The sequence below is a fragment of the Aeromonas sp. 25-AL00135 genome (genome assembly GCF_054052385.1).
On record NZ_JBSTYQ010000023.1, the window covers coordinates 25,758 to 44,453 of the forward strand.

The following is an 18,696-nucleotide window of genomic DNA, read 5'->3' on the forward strand; positions in this document are numbered from 1 at the left end:
AACCACGGCCCCGCCAAGGGGCGCGGATGTGCGGGCCCCATCAGGAGAAAGGGAATGAAACCGCTGTTATCTGTTGTCATCGCCGGCGTCTGCGCCGCCACCTTGCATACCGGTGCCGTGCAGGCCGATGAAGTAAAAGTGGCCGTGGCGGCCAACTTCAAGGGCACCATAGAGCGTATCGGCAAGGAGTTCACCGCCAAGACCGGCCACACTCTGGCAATCTCGTCTGCCGCCACCGGCGTGCTCTACACCCAGATCAGTCACGGCGCACCGTTCGATCTCTTCCTCTCCGCCGATGCGGCGACCCCCGAGAAGCTGGAAAAAGAGGGCAAGGGGAGCGATCGCTTCACCTACGCCATCGGCCAGCTGGGGCTGTGGAAGAAAGGGGGGCCGGCCCCTGACGAGGCGACCCTGCGCAGCTGGAAAGGCAACCTCGCCATCGCCAATGCCCGCACAGCTCCCTATGGTGCTGCCGCCATGGCGACCCTCACCCATCTCAAGATCGATCCCAAGCAGTACCGGCTGCTGACCGGTGCCAACATCGGCCAGACCTGGCAATTTGTCGACACCGGCAATGCCGAGCTGGGCTTTGTCGCCTGGGCCAATCTGGTGGAATCGGGCAAGACTGGTGAAGCCTGGGCAGTGCCTGCGAGCTTCTATCCCCCCATCGAGCAGCAGGGGCTGGTATTGAAGAAAGGCGCCGCGGTCGAGGCGCTGGTCGCCTGGCTCAAGGGGCCGGGTCAGGCGCAGATCAAGGCAGCTGGTTATGCCTTGCCCCAATAAGGGGATGGGCCTGATGCGATACCCTGAGTGGTCGGCCTTCGGGTCGGCCACTCTTTGCAATAAGGATGGATACCATGCCGTTGGGGGCATTTATCAACCGGGAGGTCGGCAATGAGTGAAGGGGATCTGCTGGCGGTCTGGCTCACCCTGAAGCTTGCGGCCTGCACCACAGCGATTTTGCTGTTGCTGGCACCGCCGCTGGCCTGGTGGCTGTCGCGCAGTCAGAACCGGCTGCGGCCGCTGGTTGAGGCCTTGGTGGCACTGCCGTTGGTGCTGCCTCCCACGGTACTGGGTTTTTATCTGCTGCTCGCCTTCTCCCCCGAATATGGTTTTGGCGCCTGGTGGCGCGACACCTTTGGTGCCCCGCTCGCCTTCAGTTTTCTCGGCCTGCTGTTTGCCTCCATCCTCTATTCGCTGCCGTTCGTGGTGCAGCCGCTCACCTCCGCCTTCGTCAACATGGGCAACAAGGAGCTGGAAGCTGCCGCTACCCTGGGGCTTGGCTCGCTGGAGCGCTTCTTCCACATCATTTTGCCGATGACCCTGCCCAGCTTTGTGATGGCGGCGGCGCTAGGCTTTGCCCACACCCTGGGGGAGTTTGGCGTGGTGCTGATGATTGGCGGCAATATACCCGGTGAGACCCAGGTGCTTTCGATTGCCCTGTTTGATCATGTGGAGGCGATGGATTACCGACAAGCCCACTATCTGGCGGGCGGCCTGATGGCCTTCTCGCTGGTGATGCTGGTGCTGGTCTACGGGGTGTTGCAGCGCCGACAGCGGAGAGTGTTTGGATGAACCAGCCCGCCACTATGTCGCCAGTGAACGAGCCGCACCGCCATGCCCTGAACCTCCATGTCCGGCGTGAGTTTGGCTCCTTTACCCTCGATTGCGCTCTGACCCTCGAGCTGGGGGGGATCCTCGGCCTGTTCGGCCCCTCCGGCTGCGGCAAGAGCACCCTGCTGCGTATCATCGCCGGACTCGATCGCCAAAGCGGGGATCGCTTGCGGTGGCGCGATCGGGAGTATGCTCAACTGCTGCCCGAAGCGCGCCGGATCGGACTGGTGTTTCAGGACTCGCGCCTCTTCCCCCATCTGACGGTGCTCGGCAATCTGCAACTGGCGGCCCGCAAGGGGCGAGGGCGCTGGCAGCCCGAAGCGCTGGCGGCGCGGCTCGGTTTTGCCGATCTGCTGGGGCTGCCTGCCCATGCCCTCTCTGGCGGTCAACGCCAGCGGGTAGCGCTGGGGCGGGCGCTGCTGGCCGAGCCTGATCTGCTGCTGCTTGATGAGCCTTTTTCTGCGCTCGATCGGCGCAGCCGCATCCATCAGGCCCATGTGCTCAAGGGTTTGCAGCAGGAGAGCGGTATCCCGATGATCTTCGTCAGCCACGCCATGGAGGAGGTGAGCCTGCTTTGCGATCAGCTGGTGCTGCTGGAAGGTGGCAGGGTGGAGGCGCAAGGCAGGCCGAGCGAAATCTTCGCCCGTACCGACCTGTCACTCGCCAGCCGTGACGATGCCGGGGTGATGCTGGATGCGACCCTCTCTCACTACGATGAAGAGGAGCAGATGGCGACCCTGCAGCTCGGTGAGCAGCAGCTGCGGGTCACCATGACCCATGTGCCGGACGAGAGCGGCCCCTTGCAGATCAAGGTGGCCGGGCGCGATGTGGTGATCGCCACCGCCCCCATCGAGCACTCCAGCCTTTCCAACTGTCTCGTCACCCGTCTGCTGGCGGTGCGCGAGGTGCGCCCCGGCCAGACTCTGTTGCAGTTGGCGCTGGGTGAGCAGATACTGCTGGCCCGGATCACCAGTCGCTCCGCCAGGCGGCTGGCGCTGGCGCCGGAGCAGCAGATCTACGCTTATATCAAGGCGGTGAGTCTGGTCAGCGAAGGCTGATTGGGCGCCGTGCCGTGGCAGGATAACCACGGGTGACATAACAACAAGAGATGGTTCAGGTGATGAGTCGAGAGGCAATACACTGATGCGCCGCAATCAGGTGATGAAATTCAATGGTCTTGCCCTGCGCAGTGCGGGGGAGGGCCCCTTGCTTTTGCTGCTGCATGGGCTGGGCTCCTCCAGCCTCGACTGGCAGGCGCAGATCGAACGGTTTTCCGAACACTACCGGGTGGTGGCGCTGGACTTGCGCGGCCACGGCCAGAGCATGCAGGAGGGGCCGTTCGATGTGGCGACCCTGGCAGCCGATGTGGTGAACTGGCTCGATGCACAGCCAGAACCCGCCTGGGTGGTGGGACTGTCGCTCGGGGCCATGGTCGCGCTGGAGCTGGCGCTGCAACTGCCCCACAAGGTGCAGGGGCTGGTGCTGGTCAACGGTTTTAGCGAGTTTCTGCTGGAAACACCCAAAGAGCAGGAGCGTTACGCCCAGCGTCTCAAGTGGCTGCGCTGGTTTGGCATGCGCCCCCTCGCCTGGTGGCTGGGACGCGAGCTCTTCCCGGGCCCGGATCTGGCGCAGGTGCGCCACACCTTCCGGCTGCGTTTCGTGCGCAATAAAAAGAAAACCTACAAGGCGCTGCTGGAGGCGTTACCCGGCTGGTCGGTACGTGCCCGGCTCGGCGCCATCTGGCAGCCGGTAGCCATCATCTCCACCAGTCATGACTACTTGCCGCTGGCCAAACGGGTAGAGCAGTTTGCCGCCTTGCCCAACGCCACCATCCACACCCCCAACGGCCACCACGCCTGGCCCGCGGAAGATCCTTTCGGATTTAATCATTTGCTTCACCGGATTTTAGAAACCCATTAAACTTGTCGCCCTTTTACCCCGTGTATGTATTGGTTCGATCGCCTTGCCAAAGGCATAAGGCAAGGCAATCGGACCCATTTCTGATCTATTAACAGGTGTTTCCTCATGTCTGAAGTAATGAAAATGGCCATCGATGATGGCTCGACCAACGTCAAGGTGAGCTGGATTGAGAACAAGGTGCTCAAGACCATCATCTCTCCCAACTCCTTTCGCAAGGACTGGAAGAGCGCCGCATTGCGTAAAGACAAGAAGATCTACAACTACGAGATAGGCAACACCAAATACACCTACGACGCGACTTCCGACAAGTCTCTGGCCACCACCCACGTGGAGTACCAGTATGACGATCTCAACCTGCTCTCCGTGCATCATGCCCTGTTGCAGACCGGTGTGACGCCGTGCGATGTCGCCATCACCGTGACCCTGCCCATCACCGAGTTTTACAACCCGGATGATTGCCAGCGTAACGAAGAGAAGATCGAGAAGAAACGCCGCAACCTGATGCGTCCAATCACCCTTAACAAGGGCGAGCTGTTCAATATCGTCAGTGTCGAAGTGATGCCGGAGAGTCTGCCTGCTGCGCTCTCCCGTCTGATTGGTTCAGGCTGCAACGAGTTCACCAAGACTCTGGTGATCGACTGTGGCGGCACCACTCTGGATATGGGGATCATCGTCGGTGAGTTTGATGATGTCTCCGATGTCTACGGTAACAACGAGATCGGTGTCTCCATGGTGACCGACGCTACCCGCAAGGCGCTGGCCGCAGCAGACAGCGATTCGAGCTATCTGGTGGCCAACGAGTTTATCAAGCGTCGTCACGACATGAGCTTTGTACGCGATGTGGTCAACGATGAGAGCCAGATCCCCAAGATCCTCGAGAAGATGCAGAACAAGATCGACGAGCTGGGCACTCAGGTTGCACATGAAGCGAAGAAGTTTGCCAAGAACCCGAATCGTGTCTATCTGGTCGGTGGTGGTGCGTCCCTGATTTATGACGCGATCAAGGCGGCCTATCCCACCCTGGGTGACCGTGTTGAGCTGCTGGACGATGCCCAGTCCGCGCTGGCTCGCGAAATCTGCCTCTACACCACGGAAGAGGATGAAGTCTATCGCGAAGCGCCTGTGATGGCCGAGGTTGACGATGAGTAGTCAACTCAAGCGCATGACCTTCTCCATCTACATGGATCCGGGTGCGCTGGAGTCTGATCGCTATGCGGTCGGGGTATTGCAGAACTGGTATCAACGGGCGCGAAAGATCCAGGAGGGTACCGAGGAGTTTGACTTCTCCAAGAGCCGTTTCCACAAGGATATCTACCTCTCCGGCATGTTCATGTACGTGCTGGCGCCCAACCTCTGCAAAGCGATTGCCAATGCGCTGGGGCCGGAGCAGGTGAGCATGACGACCCTGCGTCATGCCTTTGCCAGCTGTGGTTTCAATCTGGGTGAGGTCGCTGGCGAGGCGCAGCCTGCCGCAGATGTGATGATCGACGAGATAGTGGCCAGACTGGCCCCACAGCTGGGACAGAGTGATACCACATCCTTGGTGGACGAGATTGTCAGCCGGCTTGGCGAGCAGCAACCCGCCGAGATGTGGGATGAACTCAGACAAGGACTGCCTGCTGCACTGGATCATGACCAGCTGGCCGAAGCCATCGCTGGCAAGCTGCCATCAGCAGGGGCCGAGCAGGATCTGGCTCCCCTTGCCACCAGCATCCAGCTGCTCTCTCGCCAACTGGAAGAGCAATCCCGGCTGATCCGCGAGCAGCACAGATTGATCCAGCGACTGGCCAGTGCCCCCGCTCGACAGAGTGTTGTCGGCACAGAGGCAGAACCTTTGATCGAGGATCTCTCGAGTCAGGTCGCGAATATGAAAAAGGTCAAAGCCAAGGGGATCTTCTGATCCCCGATACCGTTGCTAAATCGGAATAAAAAAGCCGAACCACAGGGTTCGGCTTTTTTGATCCCGTTTGCTTTATGGATGGGAGCAGACAGGGCAGTCGGGGCGCTTGGGTAGCTTCATCTCGCGGAAGGTGCCGCTCAGGCCGTCGATCATCAGCAGGCGGCCGCTGTAGCTTTTGCCCATGCCTGCCAAGAGCTTGATAGCTTCCAGTGCTTGCAGGCTGCCCACCAATCCCACCACGGGGGCGAGCACGCCCGCCTCGACGCAAGTGAGAGCCTGCTCGCCAAACAGGGCGCTGAGGCATGCGTAGCAGGGTTCACCTTCCTGCCAGGTGAAGCTGCACAGCTGTCCCTCCAGCCGGATGGCGGCGCCACTGACCAGCGGCACCCTGTGCTGGCGTGCTTTTTGATTCAGCAGGTTGCGAATGGTCAGGTTGTCGGTGCAGTCGAGTACCAGCTGATGTCGGGGCAGCAGGGCATCGAGCAGCACCTCATCGGCCAAGGTTGCATGAGTTTCAACCTCAAGCCAGGGATTGAGCGCGCGTAGGGACTGGGCGGCAGAGTCCACCTTGTGGTGACCGATGCGCTCGTCACAGTGCAGCACCTGACGTTGCAGGTTGGAGAGCTCCACCTTGTCGAAATCGACCAGGGTGAGCTGGCCAACCCCGGCCACCGCCAGATACTGGCTGGCAGCGCAGCCAAGGCCACCGGCGCCGATCACCAGTACCCTGGCCTGCTTGAGCACCTCCTGCCCGTCGAAATCGAAGGATTTGAGGATGATCTGGCGGTTGTAGCGCAGCAGTTCGGCGTCGCTCAGGATCTCGCTCACAGCAGCAATCCCCCGAATGGCTCCACGGTCACCGTCTCGCCCGCGGCCACGCGGCCCCGTTCCCGTTCAAGAACGATGTAGCAGTTGGCCCGCGACAGTGAGCTGAACACGGCGGAGTCCTGCGAGCCGGTGCTGCGCACCTCGAGGCCGTTTGGCCCTTGGCTCATGATGCCGCGCTGGAAGTCGAGTCGGCCCGGGCTCTTTTTGAGTGGTTCGGCCGCAATGGCTTGCAGCTGGAGCGGGCGCTCGAAGCGTTGACCTGCGAGCTTGGCCAAAGCCGGTTGCACTAGCTGATCGAAGGTGACCATGGCAGAGACCGGGTTGCCCGGCAGGCCGAAGAACCAGGTATGGGGCAGGCGGCCGAAGGCAAACGGCTTGCCCGGTTTGATGGCCAGCTTCCAGAAGCCAATCTCGCCGAGCTCGTCCAGCAGCTGTTTGGTGAAGTCCGCTTCTCCTACTGAAACGCCGCCGGTGGTGATGAGTACATCGGCCTCTGCATCGGCGCGGATAAAGGCGGCGCACAGCTGGGCGGGATCGTCCGGGATGATGCCAAGGTCGAGACAGTCGCAGCCCAGCCGCGCCAGCATGGCCCGCACGCCATAGCGGTTGGAGTCATAGATATCGCCGTGGGCCAGCGGGGTACCGACCGGTTTGAGTTCGTCGCCAGTGCTAAAGATGGCCACTTTTAGCGGGCGGCGCACCGCGACGGTAGCCACGCCAAGGGAGGCCAGCAGCGGCATTTCGCGCGGGGTGAGGCGAGTACCGGCTGGCAGCACACAGGCGCCCTTGCCGATATCGCTGCCGGCGCGGCGGATATTCTGGCCCGGTTCGGGTTGCGCCAGAAAAGTGATCCGATCGCCATCGGCCAGCGTTTCTTCCTGCATCACCACTGCATCGGTGCCTGCGGGAACCGGGGCGCCGGTCATGATCCGCACGCAGTGGCCAGCGGGCCACTCGTCCTGATAGGGCTGACCGGCAAACGCCTTGCCCACCATGATGAGCGGGGTGCCGCTGGCGAGATCTGCAAGGCGTACGGCATAACCGTCCATGGCAGAGTTGTCGAAGGGGGGCACGGCGAGTGGGGAGGCGATGTCGCTGGCAAGAACCCGGCCAAGGGCCTCTGGCAGGGGCAGTTGCTCGCTGTCGCAGCAGCAGGCGAGTTGTTCCAGCATCCCTTGCAGGGCATCGCTTAACGGCAGTAGTCCGCTGGTATCAAATCCCATCGTCATGACCTCTTTCTATGATTGAAGGCGGGATTATCACAAAAATCCCCGGGGATGGGCAGGTTATCTCAAGGATTCTCGGGGTAATCGGCGCTGAAACGGGGGTAGATGGCCATAAAGTATGAGGTGACGCACAAGTTGACTTGAATCTTGGCGGCAATGGCCGTTTACTATGCCGCCATAACAGATGGCCGTCACATCCTGTGTGGCTACCATTACAGCGATATCGTCGGCCTTGTGCGCCGCTATTACATAATGGGTTGCTCCTTGAGCTGCCCTTACAGTCCCTGAGCGTGGGAGAAAAGACAATGACAACCTTAAGTCCGGAAGCCTTGCTGGTCAGGGCTGCCCTCGAAGCCCAGGGACTGGAAACTCCCCTGGTCACCAACGAGCTGAACAGCCAGCAGAAGCGGGAGAAGATCGAAGGCCATATGCGCTCCATCATGGAGACGCTGGGGCTGGATCTGGCCGATGACAGTCTGGCCGAGACGCCGCATCGCATCGCCAAGATGTACGTCAACGAGATCTTCTCCGGCCTCGATTATTCCACCTTCCCCAAGGTGACGGTGATCGAGAACAAGATGCAGGTGGACGAGATGATCATGGTGCGGGACATCAGCCTCACCAGCACCTGCGAACACCACTTCGTCACCATCGATGGCATGGCCCATGTGGCCTATATCCCTCGTGGCAAGGTAATTGGCCTGTCGAAGATCAACCGCATCGTGCAGTTCTTCGCCCGCCGTCCCCAGGTGCAGGAGCGGCTGACCCAGCAGATCCTGCTGGCGCTGCAGACCCTGCTCGGTACCAAGGATGTGGCCATCAGCATCAAGGCGACCCACTACTGCGTCAAGGCGCGCGGAGTGATGGACTCCACCTCCTACACCACCACCACCTCCCTCGGCGGGGTGTTCAAGACCCAGCCCGATACCCGGGCCGAGTTTCTCGGTGGCCTGCGTGGATAAGATGGTGGTTGTTTTGTAACCGCACGCTGAATAAACGAGACGCCAGCAGCCATTGCTGGCGTTTTTCATTGGTCCCGGATGAGAGTGGCGGCCTGCAACGGCTTGACCCGCGCGGCTTGCCTTATGCAAACGTTATGCATTTTTTCGATTTATTCATCTAAGCGGTATATTTAATCAAGTGCGATAAATCCCTCGTTTTCACCTTACAAAAAGTAATCGGACAGACTCTTTCCGAACCATCACAATCCGGTTACTCTAGCGCCCCCCTCACGGCTCTCGCTGCCGCTCATGGAATTCAGAGATATTCATCAAGGTTGGATGGTGCGCCACTGAACAGGTGGCCAGATAGTTCATGCCAGGAGGGCGTGAACCGGACGAGAGTGACTAGTTTAACGACCACCAGGATATCCCATGAATACCAGTACCATGACCATAGGTAAAAAGCTTTCGGCCGGCTTCGCTGTGCTCGGTTTGATGGTCGCCTTTATCGGCGGTTTTTCTCTTGTTCAGTTTGGCAATATGAACGCTGATGCCATCCGTTTTACCGACAGCATCCTGCCTGCGGTCAACCGTGCCAACCAGCTTGGTGATGCTATCCGTGAATTGCGCCGCAATGAACTCGCTTTCTTTTTGGTAGCAGACGAACCGGCAAAACGGGCCGAATATCGCGTCATCATAGATGGTCAATTTAGCAAGGTTGTGCAGCAGCTTGATGGCTATGACAAAATTATCTGGCCGGAGGACGTCGTTGAGCGGCGTACGTTTGATAGCCTCAGGGGGAATTGGAGCCGCTATGCAGTGCTGTTTCAGCGTGTCAGAGCATTGCAGGACAGTAACCAGATGGAAGCGGCCAGACAGGTATTCCTGAGCGAAGGGGTGCCACTTTACGGCTCTCTTACCAAGCTGGCTGATGAGCTTAACCAGATTAATCACGGTTACGCATCCGATTCACGAGGGGATATTGTCGCCTCTTACCAATCCGCCAACCTGAGCGTCACCATCGCACTGGTGCTCGGTCTGCTTCTTGTGGTGGTGCTCTCCGTGGTACTGACCCGCCAAATTCGCGACCCGCTGATCATGCTGGCCCGTCAGGCCCAGCGTATTGCTAATGGCGATCTGGGTCAGGGCGAACTGCAGCAGTGGATCCGTGACTGTCGCTTCAACCGCGATGAACTGGGTCAGCTGGGTTCCGCCATCAACCGGATGCAGGGTTCCCTCTCCGATCTGGTGAGCGAGATCGCCGGCTCCGTGAGCCAACTCAGCAGCGCAGTGGAGGAGGTGAGCGCCATCTCCAGCCAGTCTGCCAGCGGCATGGCCATCCAGCAGAACGAAGTCTCCCAGGTGGCGACCGCCATGAACGAGATGCAGTCCACCGTCAACGAAGTGGCCCGCAACACCACGGATGCCATGAGCGCCGCCAAGGATGCCTCCCGCACCTCCGCTGCCGGCAGCGAAGTGGTACGCAGCTCCATTGCCAGCATTGAAGAGGTGTCGGTCAAGATTGAACAGGCGGGCACAGTGGTGCAGCAGCTGGAGGCCGACAGCGCCAACATCAGCGTGGTGCTGGATGTGATCCGCGATATCGCCGGTCAGACCAACCTGCTGGCCCTTAACGCGGCCATCGAAGCGGCCCGTGCCGGTGAGCAGGGTCGTGGTTTTGCGGTCGTTGCGGATGAAGTGCGTTCATTGGCCCAGCGTACCCAGGACTCCACCGCCGAGATCAGCAAGATGATCGAGCTCTTGCAGAGCCGCGCCGCCGAGGCGGGCAACGCCATGCAGCTGAGTCGTCACCAGATGCAGGAGAGTGTCGGTCTGGCACGGGATGCCGGTACCAGTATCGAGACCATCAACGGTGCAGTGGTGCGCATCACCGACATGAACACTCTGATCGCCACCGCCACCGAAGAGCAGAATGCGGTGACCGAAGAGCTCAACCGCAGCATTGTCAACATTCACAATGCCGCTGACGAGAATGCCCAGGGCGCTCATCAGATCGCCCAGGCTTGCGTCGAGCTGAGCAAGCTGGCCAACACCCTGCACCATATGACCCAGCGCTTCACCCTCTAAGGGTTGATGCATGTATAACAGAAGGCCCCGCAATTGGCGGGGCCTTGTTGTTTCTGGCGTTGTGGAAGGGCTCAGCTCAGGCCGACTATCTCGCCGTTCTCATCGATATCGATATGGCGATAGGCAGGCAAACTGCCCAGCCCCGGCATGGTCATGATGGGGCCCGCCAGCGCATAGACGAACCCGGCACCGGCGCAGAGCTTCACCTCGTCGATGGGCACCTCGAAATCGGTCGGTACCCCTTTGAGGGCTGGGTCGTGGCTGATGGAGAGCGGCGTCTTAGCCACGCAGATGGGCAAGTGATCCCACCCTTCGGCGGAGAGCTGTGCCAGCTGCTGGCGCGCTCTGTCGGAGAGCTGCACTCCGCGACCGCCGTAGCCGCACTCCACCAGGGTCGCCAGCTTGGCGTCGAGGCTCATCTCATCGGGGTAGAGCAGTTTCACCTTACCGGGTTGCTCGCAGGCGGTGACCACGGCGCGGGCCAGCTCGCTGGCACCGGCACCACCCTGGGTGAAGGCGTTGGAGATGGCCGCGCCACAGGCACCGGCTTGCTGCGCTTCATGGGCCAACAGCGCCAGCTCGGCCTCGCTGTCGGTGGGGAAGCGGTTGATGGCGACCACCACCGGCACCCCGTAGCGACGGGCGTTCCGGATATGCCAGGCGAGGTTGGCGCAGCCCTGCTTGAGGGTTGGCAGATCTTCCCCTTGCAGGCTGGCTGGCAGCGGCTGGCCCGGGCGGATATCGAGCAGGCCGCTGTTGGCCTTGAGGCCGCGCACCGTGGCCACCAGCACCACGCAGGCGGGGGTAATGCCGGATTGGCGGCTCTTGATGTTGAAGAACTTCTCCAGCCCCATGTCGGAGCCAAAACCTGCCTCGGTCACCACATAGTCGGTCAGACCAAGGGCGATGCGATCGGCGATCACCGAGGAGTTGCCGTGGGCGATATTGGCAAAGGGGCCGGCGTGCACCAGCACCGGTGTCTGCTCGGTGGTCTGCATCAGGGTCGGTTGCAGCGCATCTTTGAGCAGCACCGTCATGGCGCCCGCTACTTCCAACTGTTCGGCGGTAATGGGCTTGCCGTGAATATTGCGGGCCAGCTGGATGCGGCCGATGCGCTGGCGCAGGTCTTTCAGATCGCTCGCCAGCGCCAGAATGGCCATCAGCTCGGAGGCGGCGGTAATGACGAAGCGATCGCTGCGCTCTACACCATCGGCAGCGCCCCCCTGTCCAATCGTGAGGTGGCGCAGGGCGCGGTCATTCATGTCGAGGGTGCGCGGCCAGAGGATGTTATCGGCATCGATATCGAGCCGCGGCAGGCCGGTTTTGGCGGTGAACTGGTCGCCGAGTTTGCGCTCATGGAACAGGCGGGCATCGAGGGCTGCCGCCGCCAGATTGTGAGCCGCCGTCAGGGCGTGAAAATCGCCGGTGAGGTGGAGGTTCATCTCCTCCATCGGCACCACCTGGGCGTGGCCGCCACCTGCGGCCCCCCCCTTGACCCCGAATACCGGACCGAGACTCGGCTGGCGGATAGTGGCGATGCTGGGCTGGCCGATATGGTTGAACCCCATGGAGAGGCCAAGGGTGGTCACCGTTTTCCCTTCACCGAGCGGGGTAGGGGTGATGGCGCTCACCAGTACCAGCTTGCCGCGCTGTGTGGGCTGAGACTTGAGCAGGTCGAGGCTGAGCTTGCCTTTGTAGTGGCCATGAGGGCTGAGCAGGTGCTGGGGGATGGCTAGGCGTTCGGCCAGCGCGTGAATGGAGAGACGGGGGGACTGGCGGGAGATCTCGATATCGCTTAGCATCAGCACCTCGTTGGCATATCGGGGTAAAATATGCGGCGCAGTCTAGTGGAATATAACGGGTAATCCAATGACGAAAACGATTTTATTTGGTGAGGGTGAGGTTCGTCAGAATCCTGTTCGGCTGGATCTCAACGCACTCTATCATCCCCCCAAGCAGCCGATGACGGCGCTGGGGATTGTCAGCGCGCTGGTGCCGTTGTTCGGTTTCGGCTGGCAGGCAATGACCCAGGACCCCGAAACCCAGCTGCGCCACGAGATCCGCAAACGGGTCAACAAGCACAAGACCGACGAGGCAAACCTCATTCTGATCCTGCAGCTGGCCGCCATGTTTGACTGCCCCGAGATTGAAGTGGCGCTCCCCTATGCCCTCAGTGAGCAGCAGTTGTCGGTTGTCCGCACCCGACTGCCACGCTGGCAGTTGCACCCCGAGCAGGAGCGTCTGCTAGCCAAGCTCACCCCTGTTGCCGCATCCACCACCGCACCCGACCAGCGTTAGGCTTTAAGCCAGATCAGCAGGCCGGACAGTCAGGCCGTATCCTCTGCTCTGGCAATCATCACGGCTTATCCCACTGTTGCGGGGCGAGATAGCGCTCCTGCACGAACTCGATAAAGCAGCGCACCTTGGCCGAGACGAAGCGGCGGTGCGGATAGACCGCATAAAGTCCCACATCTCCCTTGTCCCACTCTGGCAGCAGGCTGACCAGCTGTCCTGACCGCAGCGCCTCCCCCACGATAAAGGTAGGCTGCAATATGATGCCCTGATCATCACAAGCGGCGCGGGTCAGCGCCACCCCGTTGTTGGCCCGCAGCGGCCCCTGTGGCCGGATGCTCTGCTGCTCGTTTCCCCGTTTGAAGTGCCACTCCGGCTGGGTCAGGGTGTAGATCAGACAGTCGTGCTGCTTGAGATCCTCGGGTTTTTCCGGTCTGCCCTTGCGCGCCAGATAGGCGGGGCTGGCGCAAAGCTCGACCCGAATGGTGGCCAGCTGGCGCGCCACCAGCGAGGAGTCGCTGAGGTGGCCGATCCGCAGCGCCAGATCGAACCCCTCTTCCACTAGCGCGACCCGCCGGTCGCTGTACTCGATATCGAGCTTGAGATCGGGAAAGCGCTGGCGAAACAGCGGCAGGGCGGGGGAGAGGTGCAGATAGCCAAAATCCATCGGCACCGAGAGCTTGAGGGTACCGTTCGGCTGCTGGTTGTGGTGGGTCAGCTGGCTGTGGGTCTCTTCCAGCTCCGCCAGCAGGGCGAGGGAGCGCTGGTAGTAGAACTGGCCCGCTTCGGTGGGATTGACCTGGCGGGTAGTGCGCGACAGCAGCCGGGTGGCGAGGGACTCCTCCAACTGCTGCATTAGCTTGGAGGCCATGGCGACCGAGATGCCGAGCTGGTTGGCGGCCTTGGTAAAGCTCTGGCACTCCACCACCTTGATAAAGGTACGCATGGCGGCGATCTGGTCCATTTTCCATCCTCAGTAAATAATGAATTTAATAAATCACTGATTATTCATCTTCAGAACGAGGTTAGCATTTTAACCACTGATGTGAACCCCAAGATGAAGGAACGAACGGATGAAAATGACCAAGGCTCTGCTGGCCTCCTGCCTGTTTATGGCTACCCCTCTGATGGCGGCGGATTATGATGTGGATGCGGCGCACACCACGGTGCAGTTCAAGGTGGGTCACTTGGGCTTCTCCGAGCTGGTGGGTCGCTTCAACACCTTCAGCGGCACCTTCAGCATGGATGACGCCAACCCGGCGGCCGCCAAGGCGAGCTTTGAAGTGGATGCCGCCAGCGTCGACTCCAATCACGAAGCCCGCGACAAGCACCTGCGCAGCCCGGACTTCCTCGACGTGAAGCAGTATCCCAAGATGACCTTCGTCAGCTCCGCTTACGAGGGCACCAAGGATAAAGGCGTACTGAAAGGGACCCTGACCTTGCACGGTGTCTCCAAGGAAGTGGCCTTCGATCTGGTCAAAATTGGCGAAGGCAAGGATCCCTGGGGCGGCTACCGCAGCGGCTTCAACGCCTCCACCACCATCAAGCGCAGTGACTTTGGCGTGAGCTACATGCTGCCCGGCATCCCGGACGAGATGAACATCAACCTGTTTGTCGAAGGCGTGCGCAAGTAATGGGCGCGGAACTTCTGCTGCAAACCCTGGCGGCTCCTCTGGGAGCCGCTTTGCTATCGTGGCGCTGGCCGCGACTGGGGTATCTGTGGGGCTCGCTGGCGCTCTGGCTGGTGGGCTCATTGCTCGGCGGTCTCTATGGTATTCCGGCCAAGGCGTGGCAGTGGCTGCCGCTGACCCTGCTGGTCCCCGCCATTGCGGCTCAGGTGAACGATCAGCGCGGTTCGCTGCTGCTCTTTGCTGTGTTCAGTGCGCTGGTGTGGTGGCAGGGATTGGCCTCGGTACTGGCGAGCGAACCCGGGATCTGGCTGGCGCTACAGCCCGCCATCCTCTGGTTTGGCTGGAGCACCTTGCGCGGTGACAGCCGCGAGGGGCTCGGGTTTGCCCTCGGCTTTATCTGGCTGGCGCTGGTGATCGGCATCGATGGCAGCCTGCTGATTGCCCAGCTGGCCGGTGCGCTGGCCGCTTTCGCCGGTTTTCGCGCCCTGCTTGCCACCTTTGTTGGCATCAAGGTAGCCCCAGCCGGTCTGGCGCTGGCCCTCGCCTTCGTCCAGATGCTGGCCTGGCAATATGTGGAGGTGGCGCTGCTGGTGTTGCTGCCGGTCTGGTTGCTGCCGCTGCTGGAGTGGGCGTTACGTGACAAACCCTGGCCAGTGCGTTGGGGTGGGCTGATCTTGCTTGCTGCCGCGGGAACCGGGCTCAGCCTGTGGTGGGTGTGGCCTGCTGCTTCTTTGTACTGATTTTTGCATGAAAAACAGGCAATTACAGTCATTTTTGCATACCCGCTCATACTCTTGGCAGATAATGATTGAGCCACCTATGTGTTTCAGATAAAAAGGTTTTTCATTTTATTTGGACACACACAGAACCCGGCCGCGCCGGGTTCTGTTTGCCTGCTTTGCGGCACATAAGGAGGCCACAGTTGCGCAGTCAAGGATCTGAGCATCTGTTTTTTCGCCATTTCACCGGACAGGGACGTATCGATGGTCTCTGCATTCTGCTGGTCACTCACCTGCTTCCCGATCGCCCCCGTTTTATCGAAGCGCTTTCCCGGATTGGGCGGATTGGCGCCATTTTACCCAAACCGAAATCGGTACACGGCCCGACCCTGGAGTGGGTATCCCAGCACTATCCGGTGCTGCCCCTCAACCGACGCTGGACCAATGAACCCGACAGCATCATCCAGCAGATTGCACCGCTGGTGGCCCCCCACGAGCGGTTGCTGATCCTCGATATTGGCGGTTACTTTGCCAAAACCCAGGTGATCTTGAGTGAATACTTCGGCCCCCGTCTGCTCGGGGTGGTGGAGATGACCGAGAACGGCCATCAGCGCTATGAGCAGGAGGTGCTGGCGACTCCGGTGGTGTCGGTGGCACGCAGTCCCCTCAAGCAGGCCGAGGATATCCAGATTGGTTTGAGCGTGGTCTACTCTGCGGAGTCGCTGGCCCGCAACCTCAACCGTACTTTCAACGTCTGCGAGGCGGCGCTGTTTGGCTATGGCAAGGTGGGGCGCAGCATCGCCCGCGACCTGCGCTGTCGCAACCTCCATCTCGGGCTGGTGGAAACAGATGTGCTGCGACAGGTCGAAGCGCTTTCTCACGGTTTTCGCTTGATCACCAAGGCTGAAGCCTTGAGCCGCGCCGAGCTGGTGATCTGCTCTACCGGCAACGGCTCGCTGGATTTGGCGGATCTGCAGGCGCTGCGCCCCGGCACTATGGTCGCCTCGGTCACTTCGGCCGACGACGAGTTTGCCTTCTCGCTGGCCCAGTTGCCGTGGCCGAGCGAAGAGGTGTGCCCCCATGTGCTGGCCCTCAACCGGCCGGATGGTACCCAGATCTACCTGCTCAACCGGGGCGAGGCGGTCAACTTCGTCCATGGCGCCGTGATTGGCGAATATGTCTATCTGGTGCTGGCGGAGATCATGGAAGGGATCCGTATGCTGGCGGCAGGTCCTCTTGCTCCCGGCCTGTTCGAGCTGCCAGAATCGGCGATGCGTACCATTGCCCGCCATTGGCTGGCCGATTTTCATGGGGTTGATCAGTACTGATTTGACCAAACCGGGAGCGGCCATTGGGCAGCGGTACGCCACTTCCCGCCATTGTCGCTTTTTTATGGAGTCACTCATGACCGAGTCTGAAACCCTGATCAGCAAACCCCGCATCGAAATCCGCTACTGCACCCTCTGTCGCTGGATGCTGCGCGCCGCCTGGCTGGCGCAGGAGCTACTCTCCACCTTCGACAGCGATCTGGGGGAGGTGGCGCTGGTGCCGGCCAGCAAGGGGGAGTTCCGCATTCTGGTGGGTGGGGTGCAGGTGTGGGATCGGGTGGTGGATGACGGCTTCCCCGAGGCCAAGGAGATCAAGCAGCGGGTGCGCGATGTCATCGCCCCTGAGCGGCATCTCGGCCACTCGGATCGCAAGGCGGCCGAGTAACGCCAGATGGGCCGAGTGCCTCGAAAAGGTGCTGAGCATGAGAGCGAAAGGAGAGGGAGGCGATGGCCTCTCTCTCCTTTTTTGCCTTTGGCTGTTTGCCTGGCGCCTGCAGGGCTATGAGCGCGGCTCGGCCAGATGGCTGACGATATAACGGGCCCGCTTGTGGGACTTGATGCGGCTCACATCGACCCACACCAGCCCGTCGATGCAGTGGTTGAAGTCGGGGTCGATACCAAAATCCATAAACTGCACCCCGCCCGGCTCGCACAGCTCGGAATACTGCTTGTAGAGGGTAGGGATGGCGCAGCCCAGATTGTCGAGGCGGGCCTTGAGTGCTTTGAGATCGGCGCCGTAATCCACCCCCTCGAACAGAGGTTGCGTCTCGGGGTAGGGACGGCGGGAGGGGGCTAGCGCCAGCTCGGGGGCAAAGTGCTGGCGGTAGAAGCTCACCAGCAGATCCTTGGCCGCCGGCGGCAGGCTGCCGGAGAGCGACACCGGACCAAACAGGTAGCGGTAGCGGGGATAGCGGGCCAGATAGGCACCGATGCCGAACCAGAGATAATCGAGCCCCCGCTTGCCCCAGTAGGCGGGCTGGATAAAGCTGCGGCCAAGCTCGATGGCCTGCTCCAGCCGGGGCAGCAGCTTATCCTCAAAGCCGAACAGGGTGTGGCTGTAGAGGCCATCCTTCCCCTTGCTGGCCAGCAGCTCGGCCACAGGGGCGAACCGGTAGGCACCGATAATATCGAGCCGGGCCGGATCCCAGAGGATCAGGTGGTGATAGTCGTTGTCAAAGCCATCGAGATCCCGCCGCTTGCCAGACCCTTCCCCCACAGCGCGAAAGGCGATCTCCCGCAGTCGCCCCAGCTCGCGCAGGATCACCGAGTGGCTCAGTTCGTGGCGGCGGTAGAGGTAGATCCCCTGACCATCCGGGGTGGTGCCGAGCTGTTCGCAGCTTTCGATGGCTTGTTTGAGCTGGCGGCGATCCTCCGGCAGGGCGATGGGGGCCTCGGTCTGCAGGCGCCCCGCCTTGCCACGGCCAATCCGGTAGAGGTGGTTGCGCACCAGCCGCGCCGCCGTCTTGGCTGGCAGCTCCTGAAAACTGCCGAGCGGAATGCGCGCTCCTATGGTCACCGGCAGGGTCTGCCCCTGCTGGCGAAACAGCTGGCGTACCAGCAACAGGGCGGAGGCGGGCTTGTTGAGCCAGGAGGCGAGATAGAACCAGAGGCTGTTGCGCCCCCCCAGATGGATGGGCACCAGCGGGGTGCGGGTGCGCTGGGCCAGCTTGATAAAGCCTGCCTGCCAGGGGCCATCTTTCACCCCCTTGAGGCCAAGCCGCGAGACTTCACCTGCGGGGAAGATCACCAGTGCCCCTTCATGGGCGAGGTGTTCGTTCATGGCGAGGATGGCCTGTCGATCGGTCTTGCCCTCCATATTGTCCACCGGCAATAGCAAAGGGCGCAGCGGCGCGAGCTGGGCCAGCAGCTGGTTGGCGACGATCTTCACATCGGGGCGGATGCGGCCGAGCAGTTGCAGCAGCGCCAGTCCGTCCAGCGAGCCGATGGGGTGGTTGGCGACAAGAATGACCCGGCCGCTGGCGGGAATATGCTCCAGTTGCGCCTCGCTGACCCGATAGTCGAAATCGAGCTGGGTCAGCGCCTGCTCGACAAAGTCGAGGCCGCGCAGGTGCGGGTAGCGGGCGGCAAAGTCGGCAAAGGCCTGTTCGTTGAGCAGCCAGCCCAGCAGCCGCTTGAACAACGGGGTGAGCAGGGGGTAGCCAAGCAGGCGGGGGAAGTGCTGGGTCAGCAGGGTATCGATAGTGAACAT

General features: G+C 61.1%; 18 protein-coding genes. 13 read left to right on the forward strand and 5 right to left on the reverse strand.

The window, feature by feature from the left end:
* Positions 1-54 precede the first annotated feature (54 nt).
* The 6 genes from modA (at position 55) to ACW5XC_RS18485 (ending at position 5,434) form a co-directional block, all read left to right on the forward strand.
* Positions 55-783, forward strand: a complete 729-nt coding sequence (gene modA / locus ACW5XC_RS18460; RefSeq protein ID WP_042054634.1) for a molybdate ABC transporter substrate-binding protein — start codon at positions 55-57, stop codon at positions 781-783.
* A 111-nt stretch (positions 784-894) separates the two neighbouring features.
* Positions 895-1,575 (forward strand): molybdate ABC transporter permease subunit, encoded by a 681-nt coding sequence (modB, locus tag ACW5XC_RS18465; RefSeq protein ID WP_042054633.1) that lies wholly within the window; start codon positions 895-897, stop codon positions 1,573-1,575.
* Positions 1,572-2,672, forward strand: coding sequence for a molybdenum ABC transporter ATP-binding protein (gene modC, locus ACW5XC_RS18470; RefSeq protein WP_042054632.1), 1,101 nt, complete (start codon positions 1,572-1,574; stop codon positions 2,670-2,672). The genes modB and modC overlap by 4 nt, the downstream gene beginning before the upstream one ends.
* A gap of 85 nt (positions 2,673-2,757) precedes the next feature.
* Positions 2,758-3,534, forward strand: coding sequence for an alpha/beta fold hydrolase (locus ACW5XC_RS18475; RefSeq protein ID WP_042054631.1), 777 nt, complete (start codon positions 2,758-2,760; stop codon positions 3,532-3,534).
* A 105-nt stretch (positions 3,535-3,639) separates the two neighbouring features.
* A complete protein-coding gene (gene parM, locus ACW5XC_RS18480; RefSeq protein ID WP_103252105.1) occupies positions 3,640-4,683 on the forward strand; it encodes a plasmid segregation protein ParM domain-containing protein in 1,044 nt (347 codons plus the stop codon).
* On the forward strand, positions 4,676-5,434 hold the full coding sequence (locus tag ACW5XC_RS18485) for a hypothetical protein (protein WP_234880425.1): 759 nt from the start codon (positions 4,676-4,678) through the stop codon (positions 5,432-5,434). The genes parM and ACW5XC_RS18485 overlap by 8 nt, the downstream gene beginning before the upstream one ends.
* A 72-nt stretch (positions 5,435-5,506) precedes the next feature.
* Here ACW5XC_RS18485 and moeB read toward each other — a convergent pair whose 3' ends face one another.
* Both moeB and moeA read right to left on the reverse strand, forming a co-directional pair.
* The gene (moeB, locus tag ACW5XC_RS18490; RefSeq protein ID WP_042054630.1) at positions 5,507-6,262 is read right to left on the reverse strand and encodes a molybdopterin-synthase adenylyltransferase MoeB; all 756 of its coding nucleotides are present in this window, start codon (positions 6,260-6,262) and stop codon (positions 5,507-5,509) included.
* Complete coding sequence (gene moeA, locus ACW5XC_RS18495; protein ID WP_042054629.1) at positions 6,259-7,485, reverse strand: molybdopterin molybdotransferase MoeA; 1,227 nt, start codon at positions 7,483-7,485, stop codon at positions 6,259-6,261. The genes moeB and moeA overlap by 4 nt, the downstream gene beginning before the upstream one ends.
* A gap of 308 nt (positions 7,486-7,793) precedes the next feature.
* On the opposite strand from moeA, the gene folE reads away from it, so the two are divergent.
* The gene (gene folE, locus ACW5XC_RS18500) at positions 7,794-8,450 is read left to right on the forward strand and encodes a GTP cyclohydrolase I FolE (protein ID WP_042054628.1); all 657 of its coding nucleotides are present in this window, start codon (positions 7,794-7,796) and stop codon (positions 8,448-8,450) included.
* A gap of 411 nt (positions 8,451-8,861) precedes the next feature.
* Positions 8,862-10,517 (forward strand): methyl-accepting chemotaxis protein, encoded by a 1,656-nt coding sequence (locus ACW5XC_RS18505; protein ID WP_042054627.1) that lies wholly within the window; start codon positions 8,862-8,864, stop codon positions 10,515-10,517.
* A gap of 71 nt (positions 10,518-10,588) precedes the next feature.
* On the opposite strand, the gene ACW5XC_RS18510 is transcribed toward ACW5XC_RS18505, so the two are convergent.
* Positions 10,589-12,319, reverse strand: a complete 1,731-nt coding sequence (locus ACW5XC_RS18510) for a formate--tetrahydrofolate ligase (protein ID WP_042054626.1) — start codon at positions 12,317-12,319, stop codon at positions 10,589-10,591.
* Positions 12,320-12,386: 67 nt separating this feature from the next.
* On the opposite strand from ACW5XC_RS18510, the gene ACW5XC_RS18515 reads away from it, so the two are divergent.
* Positions 12,387-12,815, forward strand: a complete 429-nt coding sequence (locus ACW5XC_RS18515; RefSeq protein ID WP_042054625.1) for a hypothetical protein — start codon at positions 12,387-12,389, stop codon at positions 12,813-12,815.
* A 58-nt stretch (positions 12,816-12,873) separates the two neighbouring features.
* Here ACW5XC_RS18515 and ACW5XC_RS18520 read toward each other — a convergent pair whose 3' ends face one another.
* Positions 12,874-13,773: a LysR family transcriptional regulator gene (locus ACW5XC_RS18520; protein ID WP_042054624.1), complete on the reverse strand. Its 900-nt coding sequence runs from the start codon at positions 13,771-13,773 to the stop codon at positions 12,874-12,876.
* Between the two features lie 109 nt (positions 13,774-13,882).
* Here ACW5XC_RS18520 and ACW5XC_RS18525 point away from each other — a divergent pair, with 109 nt between their 5' ends.
* The 4 genes from ACW5XC_RS18525 (at position 13,883) to ACW5XC_RS18540 (ending at position 16,872) form a co-directional block, all read left to right on the forward strand.
* Positions 13,883-14,443 (forward strand): YceI family protein, encoded by a 561-nt coding sequence (locus ACW5XC_RS18525; RefSeq protein ID WP_005334411.1) that lies wholly within the window; start codon positions 13,883-13,885, stop codon positions 14,441-14,443.
* Positions 14,443-15,180 (forward strand): hypothetical protein, encoded by a 738-nt coding sequence (locus tag ACW5XC_RS18530; protein WP_042054623.1) that lies wholly within the window; start codon positions 14,443-14,445, stop codon positions 15,178-15,180. The genes ACW5XC_RS18525 and ACW5XC_RS18530 overlap by 1 nt, the downstream gene beginning before the upstream one ends.
* A gap of 182 nt (positions 15,181-15,362) precedes the next feature.
* On the forward strand, positions 15,363-16,487 hold the full coding sequence (locus ACW5XC_RS18535) for an adenosylhomocysteinase (RefSeq protein ID WP_042054622.1): 1,125 nt from the start codon (positions 15,363-15,365) through the stop codon (positions 16,485-16,487).
* Between the two features lie 76 nt (positions 16,488-16,563).
* The gene (locus tag ACW5XC_RS18540; protein WP_042054621.1) at positions 16,564-16,872 is read left to right on the forward strand and encodes a SelT/SelW/SelH family protein; all 309 of its coding nucleotides are present in this window, start codon (positions 16,564-16,566) and stop codon (positions 16,870-16,872) included.
* 114 nt (positions 16,873-16,986) lie between these two features.
* On the opposite strand, the gene ACW5XC_RS18545 is transcribed toward ACW5XC_RS18540, so the two are convergent.
* Positions 16,987-18,696 carry a lysophospholipid acyltransferase family protein gene (locus tag ACW5XC_RS18545; protein ID WP_042054620.1) on the reverse strand — a complete coding sequence of 570 codons (1,710 nt, stop codon included), beginning with the start codon at positions 18,694-18,696 and terminating at the stop codon, positions 16,987-16,989.

What these genes read in the sequence shown, in the direction of transcription:
- modA (WP_042054634.1), top strand. Translation starts at nt 55, where the DNA reads ATGAAACCGCTGTTATCTGTTGTCATCGCCGGCGTCTGCGCCGCCACC.
- modB (WP_042054633.1), top strand. Translation starts at nt 895, where the DNA reads ATGAGTGAAGGGGATCTGCTGGCGGTCTGGCTCACCCTGAAGCTTGCG.
- modC (WP_042054632.1), top strand. Translation starts at nt 1,572, where the DNA reads ATGAACCAGCCCGCCACTATGTCGCCAGTGAACGAGCCGCACCGCCAT.
- ACW5XC_RS18475 (WP_042054631.1), top strand. Translation starts at nt 2,758, where the DNA reads ATGCGCCGCAATCAGGTGATGAAATTCAATGGTCTTGCCCTGCGCAGT.
- parM (WP_103252105.1), top strand. Translation starts at nt 3,640, where the DNA reads ATGTCTGAAGTAATGAAAATGGCCATCGATGATGGCTCGACCAACGTC.
- ACW5XC_RS18485 (WP_234880425.1), top strand. Translation starts at nt 4,676, where the DNA reads ATGAGTAGTCAACTCAAGCGCATGACCTTCTCCATCTACATGGATCCG.
- moeA (WP_042054629.1), bottom strand. Translation starts at nt 7,485, where the DNA reads ATGGGATTTGATACCAGCGGACTACTGCCGTTAAGCGATGCCCTGCAA.
- folE (WP_042054628.1), top strand. Translation starts at nt 7,794, where the DNA reads ATGACAACCTTAAGTCCGGAAGCCTTGCTGGTCAGGGCTGCCCTCGAA.
- ACW5XC_RS18505 (WP_042054627.1), top strand. Translation starts at nt 8,862, where the DNA reads ATGAATACCAGTACCATGACCATAGGTAAAAAGCTTTCGGCCGGCTTC.
- ACW5XC_RS18510 (WP_042054626.1), bottom strand. Translation starts at nt 12,319, where the DNA reads ATGCTAAGCGATATCGAGATCTCCCGCCAGTCCCCCCGTCTCTCCATT.
- ACW5XC_RS18515 (WP_042054625.1), top strand. Translation starts at nt 12,387, where the DNA reads ATGACGAAAACGATTTTATTTGGTGAGGGTGAGGTTCGTCAGAATCCT.
- ACW5XC_RS18520 (WP_042054624.1), bottom strand. Translation starts at nt 13,773, where the DNA reads ATGGACCAGATCGCCGCCATGCGTACCTTTATCAAGGTGGTGGAGTGC.
- ACW5XC_RS18525 (WP_005334411.1), top strand. Translation starts at nt 13,883, where the DNA reads ATGAAAATGACCAAGGCTCTGCTGGCCTCCTGCCTGTTTATGGCTACC.
- ACW5XC_RS18530 (WP_042054623.1), top strand. Translation starts at nt 14,443, where the DNA reads ATGGGCGCGGAACTTCTGCTGCAAACCCTGGCGGCTCCTCTGGGAGCC.
- ACW5XC_RS18540 (WP_042054621.1), top strand. Translation starts at nt 16,564, where the DNA reads ATGACCGAGTCTGAAACCCTGATCAGCAAACCCCGCATCGAAATCCGC.
- ACW5XC_RS18545 (WP_042054620.1), bottom strand. Translation starts at nt 18,696, where the DNA reads ATGTTCACTATCGATACCCTGCTGACCCAGCACTTCCCCCGCCTGCTT.